The organism is Empedobacter sp. UBA7620 (genome assembly GCF_002484185.1).
In the GTDB taxonomy this organism is placed as follows: domain Bacteria; phylum Bacteroidota; class Bacteroidia; order Flavobacteriales; family Weeksellaceae; genus Empedobacter; species Empedobacter falsenii_C.
In genome coordinates this window covers 1-11883 of sequence record NZ_DLJI01000048.1, presented here as the reverse complement: position 1 = coordinate 11883, position 11883 = coordinate 1, and the positions used below count along the sequence as shown (strand labels likewise).

The 11883-nt window shown below is 32.3% G+C and carries 10 protein-coding genes; 3 read left to right on the top strand and 7 right to left on the bottom strand.

Annotation, left to right across the window (positions count from 1 at the left end; genetic code table 11):
- Window positions 1–160: 160 nt before the first annotated feature.
- Window positions 161–3346, top strand: a complete 3186-nt coding sequence (locus tag B2217_RS11940; RefSeq protein WP_291122656.1) for a helicase-related protein — start codon at window positions 161–163, stop codon at window positions 3344–3346.
- A 1777-nt stretch (window positions 3347–5123) separates the two neighbouring features.
- Here B2217_RS11940 and B2217_RS11935 read toward each other — a convergent pair.
- From B2217_RS11935 to B2217_RS11920, 4 genes are all read right to left on the bottom strand, one after another.
- Entirely contained in the window at window positions 5124–5312 is a 189-nt protein-coding gene (locus B2217_RS11935; protein ID WP_306822329.1) for a hypothetical protein, read from the bottom strand.
- A 1-nt stretch (window position 5313) separates the two neighbouring features.
- Entirely contained in the window at window positions 5314–5769 is a 456-nt protein-coding gene (locus B2217_RS11930) for a DUF5675 family protein (protein WP_219035424.1), read from the bottom strand.
- Window positions 5769–6524, bottom strand: a complete 756-nt coding sequence (locus tag B2217_RS11925; RefSeq protein ID WP_219035425.1) for a hypothetical protein — start codon at window positions 6522–6524, stop codon at window positions 5769–5771. The genes B2217_RS11930 and B2217_RS11925 overlap by 1 nt, the downstream gene beginning before the upstream one ends.
- A 641-nt stretch (window positions 6525–7165) precedes the next feature.
- Window positions 7166–8005: an HAEPLYID family protein gene (locus tag B2217_RS11920; RefSeq protein ID WP_280046198.1), complete on the bottom strand. Its 840-nt coding sequence runs from the start codon at window positions 8003–8005 to the stop codon at window positions 7166–7168.
- A 186-nt stretch (window positions 8006–8191) separates the two neighbouring features.
- On the opposite strand from B2217_RS11920, the gene B2217_RS11915 reads away from it, so the two are divergent.
- Complete coding sequence (locus B2217_RS11915) at window positions 8192–8893, top strand: hypothetical protein (protein WP_280046197.1); 702 nt, start codon at window positions 8192–8194, stop codon at window positions 8891–8893.
- A 71-nt stretch (window positions 8894–8964) separates the two neighbouring features.
- Here B2217_RS11915 and B2217_RS11910 read toward each other — a convergent pair whose 3' ends face one another.
- Both B2217_RS11910 and B2217_RS11905 read right to left on the bottom strand, forming a co-directional pair.
- Window positions 8965–9195, bottom strand: coding sequence for a ferredoxin (locus B2217_RS11910; RefSeq protein ID WP_038336269.1), 231 nt, complete (start codon window positions 9193–9195; stop codon window positions 8965–8967).
- Window positions 9196–9208: 13 nt separating this feature from the next.
- Window positions 9209–10501: a peptidase U32 family protein gene (locus B2217_RS11905; RefSeq protein ID WP_038336270.1), complete on the bottom strand. Its 1293-nt coding sequence runs from the start codon at window positions 10499–10501 to the stop codon at window positions 9209–9211.
- A 154-nt stretch (window positions 10502–10655) separates the two neighbouring features.
- On the opposite strand from B2217_RS11905, the gene B2217_RS11900 reads away from it, so the two are divergent.
- Window positions 10656–11429, top strand: a complete 774-nt coding sequence (locus tag B2217_RS11900; RefSeq protein WP_115002246.1) for a TrmH family RNA methyltransferase — start codon at window positions 10656–10658, stop codon at window positions 11427–11429.
- Window positions 11430–11480: 51 nt separating this feature from the next.
- Here B2217_RS11900 and B2217_RS11895 read toward each other — a convergent pair.
- Window positions 11481–11883: tyrosine-protein kinase family protein (locus B2217_RS11895; RefSeq protein WP_414647365.1), on the bottom strand; the 403-nt coding region annotated here is incomplete at its 5' end.

Below are 11883 nucleotides of genomic sequence, written 5' to 3'. Positions count from 1 at the left end.
GAATAAAAACATGAATTTTCTTCTGAAGATTTATAATATGATTTGTTGTTTGAAATGATTTGCTTTAACTCTATATTTACTATATAAACAAACATATGAAAATACATTGGACACTTCGGTAGTAAACTTGTATTGTTAAACAACTAATCTAATATCAATTATGACGACTCTAATTTCTAAATCAATTATTAGCAACTCTATTGTATTATTATTAAATCAATATGCAGACACCAATACTTTAATTACAATTAAAGGGCTTCCGATTGAGTTTATTCCTGATGAGATAAAAGATTGTTTTATCGATAAATCGGTATTTAAAGAAAATAAAATTTCGGAAGAAGTTTTATTTAATCGAAGAACGCGTTTAGAATTGAAGAATAAGCTTCTTTATGATTTGGATATTCCTACCTTAATCAATTACGAAACTTTGTTAATCTTAAAGCCTTACAAGGACGAATTATTCGAAAATGAAATTGTGATTATTGATTTTTCTATTACATCTTATGTTGCAAATAATTTTGACAATTTTAATTTAAACATTACTGATTTGAATGAAATTGCGGAGTCTTATGAAATGAATGAGATTTATGCTTCGATAATATCTAATTCAATTCAAGTGAATGATCAATTTTATCTACAATTTGCAGACGAAGAATTGAAATCTAAATCTAAATGGGTTGAAAAAATTATTTCTCCAATCGTTTGGGAGTTTAATGGATTAGATAAAATCAATGAAGATGAGTTGGCGATTAATGATTTTGTTTTTAATCCCGAATCAAACGAATATCTAAATTTTTATTATCAATTATTTTCGGAACAAAATAATAGACTAACAATTTATGTAGATAATGAAACGATTAAAAATCATTTAGGAAAAGAAATTATAGGTAAATTAATTCAGACTGCTGAATTAATGGAAAAAGAGCTTGAGCTAAAAAGAGTGATACATAATTTAAATAAGGAAGTTCGACCTGAATTATTTAATTTATTACAAAAACATTGGAATGCTAATCCTCCACAATTTAAGCCTTTAAGGGTTTATGCTGATCCAGATATTTCAAAGGAAATAATTGAAATAAGTCAATCTGATGTGGTTGAGAATATCATACAACAATTCGAAAATGGATTGAAAGAAAAGGATGTACAAGATATTTTCTTAACGGCTCCGACTGGTGCTGGGAAGTCTTTGCTTTTTCAAATGCCAGCTATTTATATTGGTGAAAAGTACGAAGCATTAAGTATCGTAGTTTCTCCATTAAAGGCTTTAATGGTAGATCAGGTTAATCAATTAATTCAAGAAAAGAATTATCATAAAGTCGCTTATATCAATTCTGACATTACTGTTATTGAAAGAGAGGATATATTAGAGAGGATAAAAAATTATGAAATTGATATTCTGTATCTAGCGCCAGAATTATTACTCTCTTATGAAATTAATTATTTCTTAAATGGAAGAAAACTAGGGTTATATATCGTAGATGAAGCGCATACGGTTTCAACTTGGGGTAGAGATTTTAGAATCGACTATTGGTATTTAGGATTTCATATTAGTCGTATTCGTAAGTATGTTAAAGATGAAGATGGAAAATCTTATCATTTTCCTGTTATTGCTGTAACTGCAACTGCTACATATAATGGAGTTCATGATGTAGCTTTTGAAACGATGAAAAGTTTACAAATGAAATCGCCAATTAAATATATTGGATATGCTCTTAGAGACAATATTGTTTTTGATATTCAACAAACTCAAATAGAAGGTAACTTACAAACGGGTAAAACTCAAATTACTGTTGATAGAATTGATGAATATTTAGATAAAAAAGAAAAGGTAATTGTGTATTGTCCATTTACCACTCAAGTAACATCTGTGGCGAATAAAGCAAAAGATGAAAAGTTGAATGCGTATAGTTTTCATGGAAGTATGAATGTTTCTGATCAAAATGTTTCATATGAGAATTTTAAAAATCAAGAGTCAGTAGCAATGGTTGCGACTAAGGCATTCGGTATGGGAGTTGATATTAGTAATATTGATCGTGTCTATCACTTTGCACCCACAGGATTATTACCAGATTATATTCAAGAAATAGGACGTGCTGCTAGAAATCCAAATTTGATTGGCTATGCTTCATTGGATTATTCAGATCGTGATTTTCAGTTCATCAATCAACTGCATGGTTTAAGTCGTTTACATAACTGGCAATTGACAGAAGTAATGAAGAAGCTGCTTCGAATTTTTGATGAAGATAACAAACAAAATCATTTGTTAAATATTGATGATTTTGCATATATCTTTCAAACGGATTCTCCAGACAAATTAACAAATGAAGTGAAAAAAGCTTTATTGTTATTAGAAAAAGATTTGAATGAAAAATTTGATCGAATTCCTGTTATTATAGCCCGTCCCAAAAATATGTTTTCAACAGTATTTGCTAGTATTAAAGATGTTGAATTAGAACAATTTGTTGCTCAATATGGAAATCAGGCGGTAAAAAGATTACCAAACAATCAATTTAGTCAACATCAAAAATCAGTAATTAAAATTGATTTAGATAAAATTTGGGAAGAAAAATTCAGAGAAATTCCTTTTAGTGTTTTAAAGCATAAATACTTTAAAAATTCACTTTTTGAAGGTTGTGATATTTCACCTAAACTGAAAATAGCGTTATCAATCCAATCATCTTATGGAGAAATGATGAATTCTTTTCAATATAACCTGAATATTATTGATGCTTCATTAAATAGTATGGATGGATTTTTTAAAGTGAATGAGTTTAAAAATAAATTGATTCGTTTTAAGATGAACGAAGAAATGGCAGAACGTGTAAGTCATATTATTTTGTCCATGTTCAGTAAAAGTTCTAATTATAATTTAGGTTTTAATGATGTGATCAGTGATAATAATTTTTTACAATCTAGAAAAGAAGCAGGAGAAATTGAGCCAAAATACCGTTTAGTAGACAGAGCTTTTGGAAAAATAGCAGGCAACTTAAAAAGAGCTTTATCAACAACTTTTGGAAGTGGTAAAACAGAAATGGAAAAATATTTTTCACCAGATTCTGCTCAGAAAAAATTGTATGTAAAATTGGGGCAAATACTTGAACTATTTGATTTTGGAAGTTACGAAGTAGTTGGAGGAGAGAATCCAAAAATGTTTGTCCGTATCAATGATCCATTCCGATTAAGATTAGAAGCAAATAATAATTATTATAAGAATAATCTTTTAGAAGATGTAAGAAGTAGACATTTTTCAGGGGTTGAATTAATGAAAGAATTTTTTAATTCAGATTTGTCTTCAGATGAACGTTGGGATTTTATAGAAGATTATTTGTTAGGTATAAAACAATAATTTTGGACTTACCCCAACTCCACAGTTGGGGCTTTTTTTTCATTCAGAACGGAGCGATAGCGAAGTGAAGAATCTCACGTCACCCTGAATTCATTTCAGGGTCACATTTCGCTAATCTCATCTACCAACAAAAGCAAAAACTCCATCCTACACATACCACAGCAGGGAGTAACCAGCCGCTCCACCCAAGCTATGTTTACATAACGTGGCATTATAGTCACCTACAGGCTAACGGGCGTAAAGCCACTATAATCACATTATGTAAAATAGCGGCCCATTACATGTCCGAAGGTCTATGCATCTCAAATCGTTTTTTGCCTTTGTTGAATGGTGCAGTTTTGCCACAATCATTTTTGGATTTGAGATTAAGAAGAGAAGCTTGAGAAGCCTCGGGTAAAAATACTCCTTAGGTTCATTCCATTATCCGTACATTTTTCAAGCCCAGTAATAATCTATTTACTAATATCTAATATCTAAGCGAAGCGTTCCATTCACCCTACTCCGCAAAACCAAGCCTAAAATAAGCTTTCCTTTCAGTCAAGCCCATTTTTGAACGGCTTTTCGTTCCACCAAAAATGCTCGATTAGCAAATTAAATCTCGAACGCTATTCCACTTACCACAACGCATTTCCAATAATTCATCATTTATAATTTCTAATTATTCCACGCACCCCGCCACCCAAGAAAGCGGTTACAGGTTCAGAAAAAGCAAAAGTTTTTTAGTAAGGTACATTGGTGTATTGCGCTAAACCGCTAGTCGTAGCACATCGTTCGGTACGCCATTGCAAGCAATTCGTAACCCCTCACTTTTGTGCTGCTTTGTAGCTTATTAGCCCACACCAATTGGCTCGGTGTAGCAAAACATCCTGTCGGATGTTCAGCTACAATCCCTCGCCACCTTATTTTGATTTTAAATTGCTTTTCTTCACCTGCGCATATTACCCCGTTTTAAAACCTTGAATTCTAACCAAAATCCACTCTTGAAAAGAAACCTTTGAATCGAAAACAAAACCTTGAAAAGAAGAATTTTGAAAAAAAAATCCAACAAAAAGAACGGCAAAGGTCTATCAGTTGCATTTTTAGTCAAGGTCAAGCCTTATAGGTTTTTAAAAAAACACCTCTCTAGGTTGTATTTTTTCAAAAAACCTTGCCTTTAAAATGCCCCTGATAATGAAAAGTGGCTTTCTTTTTTTCCGTTTTTTCTTTTGAAGAATATCTACTGAATAAAAACTGATTTTCAATAAAAATATCTAATGACTAAATAGAAAAAGGCCCTTCACACGAAGAACCTTTTTCTATTTCTCTAAAATCAAAAATAGCCTCTAAGTCTTCAGCGTTAAGAAAATCATTTTCATAAAAAAACGGCATAACAATTCGCAGACGAGTGTAAATCCATTGAGAGTAACGTATAAATGTTTACTGACCGTAGGGAATGATTTAAACATTTTAGAGAAGCGAAATGAATATTGACCGTCGAGAATTGAAGTCTTGACTTTTTTGGTTCGTTTTTGTGTCAAGAATTCCCCGATGGGCATATGAATTCATTTAAAAACAATTAAAAAAGTAATGAATAAAAATGAGCATATAGAAATGAATAAAGGTTCCTCCATTGAAGAACCTTTACTTTTATTTATCAAATTTCTTTAAAATGTACGAAACCACAAAACTCACAAAAGCACCAACTCCAGCGAGAATAGCAGTTTGTAACAAATCACTTAAACCTAAATTTCCCAGTATACTAAACATTGTACCACAGAGAACCCCCATTTTCATATGACTATCCTGTATCATCTTTATTCACGCCATCTAAAACCGTCAATTGGCTTACTGCACCTAACACACCACCGGCAACCGTTAAATAACCACCAAGATCATTTAACCATTCCGGCAATTGGATTGGAGATGCCAAAAGCACTCCTCCGATTGCAGCTAAAACCAAACCGATATTTCGGAGCCATTGAAACAACTTAGGCGTTGGGGATTGTATTCGATCTATTATTTTCATCCGTTAAATTATCCGTTTTTTTTATACACTTAATTTCAAGTCTAACCGATTCACCCGAATCAATCGCTTGATAAACCAAATCCTTCACTTTATTAAAAGCCTTTCGACTTTCCCATCCTATTCCAGCACCACCCAAAGAAGTAACCGGAGCAATACAGCCTAGTAATTCCTTTTTTGCATTGTTCGCAGGATGCATCAGAATATAAGTCCTGTTCGCTACATCCTTTAACCAAATATGCCATCCATATTTTTGACTGTATCTTTTCGCTAAAACATATTTCCCTTCCGGTATACACGATTTTCTCACTTCATTATTCAACCAAGGCAACTCGATCGTATAACAAATAATACCTTTTGCATTCTGCAAAATTCCATTTGTTCCATTAGGGAAATACGTTCTGATTAATTCTAATTGCATTAGATTTGATTCACATCAATTAATTGTAGCGCATTGTACGCACCATTTTTCAGTACATACTTTTCACCGTTAATTTCTTGATAGAACTCCACACCCAGAACCAAGAAGATAGGTTCTGTACTATTTGCAGGCAAAGTCGTCGCCAAGCTAATCGTTGAAGTGGAAACAGTATCGTAAGGAAGAATTCCAGTATCGGCATTCGACACATTAAATGAACCATCCATAAAATTGACATCAGCTGCTGCAGCTTCAATTTTAAAATGCGTTGTTCCAGATGGCGCATTGATCATATTTGCTGGAGTAAATGCGGGAATATCTACAACCACATCACCATCCACACGATCTAAAGTAACGCTATAAGGCGCATACAACGTAGTCGATAATTTCCCGTTGATGTTGAAATCAAATCCTTTCAACAATGATAAATCTCCATCAATTACATTTCGTTGTCCGCGTTCGCTCACCGTATCGGTCTGAATCACCTTAACCATATCACGAGTTAAACGCCCAACCATTCTCGAATCAGCAGAGTTTAACAATACCGCTCGAAAAGCCGTTCGCAAAATCTTTCCAGATGCTCCTGCTCGCCCAAATTCTTCGCCATTTTCACGTGTACGTTGAAAGTTTGGATCATTCATAATTCTGTTCTTATCCACGCCACCTTTTTCACGTGCTAAAAACCCTTCTTTTGCTTTGTAAAAGGTAATGTCTCCCACAGTACCCAAAAGCTTAATAATACCTTTTTGTCTTGCCATTTTACTACATTGTTTCGTTCAACATTTAATCCTTCTACCGGTAGACAAAACAAGAATAAGAAAAAATCGTAACTTTATTAAAACCAAACTTTTCCAAATGACTTTTTTATCATCTTATGTCACTAGATGACATATAGATGAAGTATATTTACAGTATAGATAAAGCATAGATAGTGTATGAAAATGTATAATTATGCAGCAAAAAAAGTTACAAAGGATTTGTGTTTACCCAAAAGACATTCAGATCGTCACAGGCAAAAGTTATAGGCAATCCCTTCGCATCTATAACAAAATAAAAAAACACTTTAATAAACAACCTCATCAAGTCATTACCTGGAAGGAATTAGAGGAGTATTTAGGGGTGAAGGAGATTTAAAATTAAGTTTTAATATTTATGTAAATTAATATTATAATTAGCTATCTAAATTTTAGTTATCTATTATATTTACAATTAGATATGTTTTATCTTTGCAAAAGAATAAAGATGTTCTTATAAATATGAAGGTACTCAACCGAGACCCTAAGTAATTTAGATTTTTCAATCCCTCTGAAATAAAGGAATTTTGGCGTAGGTTCGAATCCCGCCAGCTCCACAGACCTCCTTTAAAAAGTTTTAAAGGAGTTTTTTTTTATTAAGAAAACTAAGGTTCCCAAATAATACGTGTCATCACATCAAGGTTGGTTCTGGTATGTTTGGTGATAGGAACTCCAGTAACCAAACCAATCATTAAATTGTGTTGAATAGCCAATCTAATTTGAGGTCTTAAAGTATAATGAAATCCATCGCGGTCAATATCCATATTATTTTCAAGTCCAATAAAGTTTTTCGAATTTGGTAAAACATACATCATACTTGCATTTATAGTTGCTCCAACATCTACTTTTTGCTCTTTATAATGATGTTCAAAAACAGGACCTGTATAGATTAACGTGTTGAAATTTTTAAAATTCTTTGCTCCAATAAAAACAGGATTCATTTTCATACCCGTAAATACAGAACCTTGATGTCCTAATTCTTTAAAATTATTAAACTCAAATTCATGAACATAAGCTACAGCCAAAGACATTTTTTGTTTTTCATTTACTAAAAAAGTATATTGAGTTGCTAATTTTAAACCTTCAATTTTATTGTTCGGAACATAAATAGAGCCATCGTTATTATCGCTTTTGTGATTAAAAGAAAAAGGTACTTCAACCTCCAATCCCAAACGATCTGCAACAGCCCATTCATACTCAATAAAACCATTATATTCATTATATCCTTTTTTTGAGGCAACTCCAAATCCTACATTTATCTCAGCTTCTCCTTTTCGTGCGCCCAAATCACGCATCAAATCTGTATAGAGAGGTTCTGCATGTTCAACTTTAGGTTTTAATGTTTTTTGTTGAGGTTGAATGGTGATAATTGAATCATTTTTCGTCTGAGCTATCGTAGTAATTGTTAAGAAAGTGCTTGTAATTATTGTTAAGAAAAATTTCATTTGTTTATTATTTTGAGACAAAGGACAAAGAAGATTTAGGAAGAAATTAGGAATTGAAGTTTTACCCCTTTAAAAATCTAACCTATTAAATTTTGAAGTTTTTTGATACTTATCATTTTAAGAATAATAAAAACTATCTTATCTTAGTCGATGAATTAACACCACATTTAAGACAATCAAACAATTATGAGTTCCTACGAATATTATAACTTTCCGATACAGTTGATAAACGGTTTTTTAGATGATTCTAAAAAAGTTTTGATTGATATTTCACATTATTGTATTTATAGAGTTTTTATAGATAATTTCGAGAAATATTCGGGTTCTTTTACAGGTTACCAGAAGGCTTGTGATGATTTTGGAATCGAGTTTAAAAATGTTGCAGCAGCTTATCAAAATGGTAAAGATTTGTATGAAGCAACAATAGATAAAAGTCCGATGGTTGGAATGACTTCTGAAATGTATTGGGATTATATGACCAATGAAAAATCTGAATTTGAGAAGGTTTTATTGCTTGGAGATCTTGCTTTTAAAAGCATTTTAGGTGCAAAATCATATATAAAATTGGATAATAAATATTGGTTTAGCCGAATGAATGGTTCTGTAAAATCAATTGCAAAAGAAGAAATATCTCCAAAACTTCAACGTTATTTGAACGAATATCAAACCAAAAAAATTAAGAATCAATTAATTGCTGGTTGGGGATTAGCTTCGTATTCAAGATATAATCGCGGGTTTTATGTGAGTTATAAAATGACTTTGGATGATTTGGCCTATCATGCAGAAAAGATTAGAAAATCTACCCAAGATAAAAAGATCAAAAATGATGTGAAATCTGCTCACGAAAAAGCATTAGAGAGATTGGAGAAAGAAGGAAAAATGAATTAAGATTTATTTTTTACATAAAGCAAAAGTCCATCAAAATTTTGATGGACTTTTTATATAGCTAATGTTTTAATCTATATTTCTTTTACTGTAATTATATTTACAGGGCAAGCTTTGGCAGCACGTTCGCAATTATCTGCGATAGAATGATCAGGATCTTTCAACGTGTGGAAACCTTTTTTATCAATTGCTTTTAATAAAACAGATTTGCCATCTTTTTTTGACATTCTGAATCGTTCTGGTGCTAACTCATAACAATAGTTGCATCCGATGCATTTATCGCGTTGTAACGTAATAATGACCATTGATAACTATTTTTTAATGAGAATAAGCGCCTTCTTCAACACTATTTTGTTGCGTTCCTGGCTCTTCTACTTTTACTAATTTGTATAATTTATCAGAAGGACGAATTCTAAATTCCATCGGAATTGTAATCGAATCACCTTTTTTAGCTGTATCAGATTTTACATCTTCCACCATCATTTCTGTAACCACCATTTCTTTGGCTCCAGTTGTTGGTCCTGTTACTAAAATCAAATCACCAACTTTCAAATCATACGCATCAATTACAAATTGACCAATGCTTGGTTTTGGGAAGAAATGAACTCCTTTTCCTATGTAAACTTTTTTCTGAGTTGCCATAGAACCTGGAACAGCAGACCATTCTCCTAATTTTTGACCTAAATAATATCCAGACCAAAAACCACGATTATAAACAGTTTGCAATAATCCCATCCAGTAATCTACTTTTTCTTTCGAATATGTTTTATCCGCAATAGAATCAATCGCTTCTCTATACGCACGAATTACAGTTGCAACGTATTCTGGAGCACGTCCACGACCTTCAATTTTCAATACTTTTACACCAGCATCAACCACTTCGTCCAAAAATTCCATTGTACAAAGGTCTTTTGGCGACATCATGTATTCGTTATCTAATTCGATTTCGAAACCAGATTCTTGGTCGATTACGGTATATTTTTTACGACAGTTTTGTTTACAAGCTCCACGATTTGCAGAAGAATTGTGAGAATGTAAGCTCAAGTAACATTTACCTGAAACAGCCATACACAATGCTCCATGACCGAAAATTTCGATTTCAACTAAATTTCCACTTGGTCCACGAACATCATCTTTAATAATTTGTTCACAAATCTTTTTCACTTGTTTCAAACTCAATTCACGCGACAATACCATTGTATCAGCAAACATTGCATAGAATTTTACTGTTTCGATATTCGTAACGTTAATTTGTGTCGAAATATGAATCTCAATCCCAATTTGTCTTGCATAGGCAATAACTGATTGATCCATCGCAATAACAGCCGTAATATTAGCTTCTTTTGCTCTGTCCAATAAGTTTTTGATTAAAGATAAATCGTGATCGTATATAATTGTATTTAAAGTAAGGTAAGAACGCACACCTTTTTCCTCACAACGTTTTACGATTTCTGGTAAATCGTCCATTGTAAAGTTTATTGATGCTCTCGCACGCATATTCAACTGCTCAACTCCGAAATATACAGAATCAGCTCCATTATCTAAAGCCGCTTGTAACGATTCGAAATTCCCAGCAGGAGCCATCAACTCCATTTTTCCATCTTTGGTCATACGAAAATTCTGATTTTAAGGTGCAAAGGTACAAAAAATATAAGTTTATACTGAATATAAATTAAATATGATTGAAAATGAGTTTTTTAACTGATAAAAAATGTTAAATGAAAATTCTATATTTTTTTGACTGAAAAAGAATTAATTTTGCAAAATGTTAATAGAAAGTCTTCAAAATCCAAGGATTAAAAACTTGCTGAAATTGCAAGAAAAATCAAGAGAACGTAAAAATCAAGGTTTATTTATTGTGGAAGGAACACAAGAAAATGAATTAGCTGTAAAAGGTTGTTACGAAGCGGTTGAAATTTATATTTGCGAAGATATTTATAACAAATCAATAGATTTTGGACAAGTAAAAGTATTTACAATTACCAAACAAGTTTTTGAGAAGCTTGCGTATAGAAAATCGACAGGTGGAATTATTGGTGTCTATAAAACGAAATCTTCGACATTGACAGATTTACAATTGCCAGAAAATGCATTGGTTGTTGTTTTGGAAGCGGTAGAAAAGCCTGGAAATCTTGGTGCAGTTTTACGAACAGGAGATGGAGCAAAAGTAGATGCTGTAATTGTTTGTGATGAAACAGTTGATTTTTTCAATCCGAATGTGATTCGTTCTTCGGTTGGAACATTGTTTACTAATCAAATTGCATCGGCGAGTAAAGAGGCTGTTTTAGAGTTTTTAAAATCTCATTCAATTCAAGTTGTTTCCACATTTTTGAGAGATGAAACGAAAAATTTATACGAAACTGATTTTACAAAATCATCTGCCATTATTTTAGGAACAGAAGCAACAGGGCTTTCTGATTTTTGGGCTGATCATTCAGATTCGTTGATTAAAATTCCGATGTTAGGTTTTGTAGATTCGCTAAATGTGAGTAACGCAGCAGCGATTTGTGTTTACGAAGCTGTGAGGCAAAGACAATAAGATAGATTATAATAAAAATAAAAGCCACTTCTTTCGAAGTGGCTTTTATTTTTATTTTTTACCGAATAGTTTACTAAAGAAAGAGTTTCCTTTATTATGATTTTCACCATATCCGTACCCATATCCGTATTCTTTTGTAAAGTCAACATCGTTAACAACCATTGCCATATTTTTAAGACGGTTATCTTGATATAATTCTTTAGGAATAGCCAGCATTCGTTTGTCCAAATAATTAGCACGAACAACGTACATTGTAATATCTGCACTATCAGAAATTAATAAAGTATCTGTAACTAAACTAACAGGCGCAGTATCTATTAATACATAATCATAGTTTGCTTTTCCATATTTGACAATATCATCAAAACGTCCGTTCATCAATAGCTCTGAAGGATTTGGAGCTACCTGTCCAGAATAAATAACATCAAATTTATAATCAGCAGGATTTTTGATG

Excerpts from the sequence above, each read along its gene's own strand:
- B2217_RS11940 (WP_291122656.1), top strand. The coding sequence starts at position 161 with ATGACGACTCTAATTTCTAAATCAATTATTAGCAACTCTATTGTATTA.
- B2217_RS11930 (WP_219035424.1), bottom strand. The coding sequence starts at position 5,769 with ATGCAATTAGAATTAATCAGAACGTATTTCCCTAATGGAACAAATGGA.
- B2217_RS11925 (WP_219035425.1), bottom strand. The coding sequence starts at position 6,524 with ATGGCAAGACAAAAAGGTATTATTAAGCTTTTGGGTACTGTGGGAGAC.
- B2217_RS11920 (WP_280046198.1), bottom strand. The coding sequence starts at position 8,005 with ATGAAATTTTTCTTAACAATAATTACAAGCACTTTCTTAACAATTACT.
- B2217_RS11915 (WP_280046197.1), top strand. The coding sequence starts at position 8,192 with ATGAGTTCCTACGAATATTATAACTTTCCGATACAGTTGATAAACGGT.
- B2217_RS11910 (WP_038336269.1), bottom strand. The coding sequence starts at position 9,195 with ATGGTCATTATTACGTTACAACGCGATAAATGCATCGGATGCAACTAT.
- B2217_RS11905 (WP_038336270.1), bottom strand. The coding sequence starts at position 10,501 with ATGACCAAAGATGGAAAAATGGAGTTGATGGCTCCTGCTGGGAATTTC.
- B2217_RS11900 (WP_115002246.1), top strand. The coding sequence starts at position 10,656 with ATGTTAATAGAAAGTCTTCAAAATCCAAGGATTAAAAACTTGCTGAAA.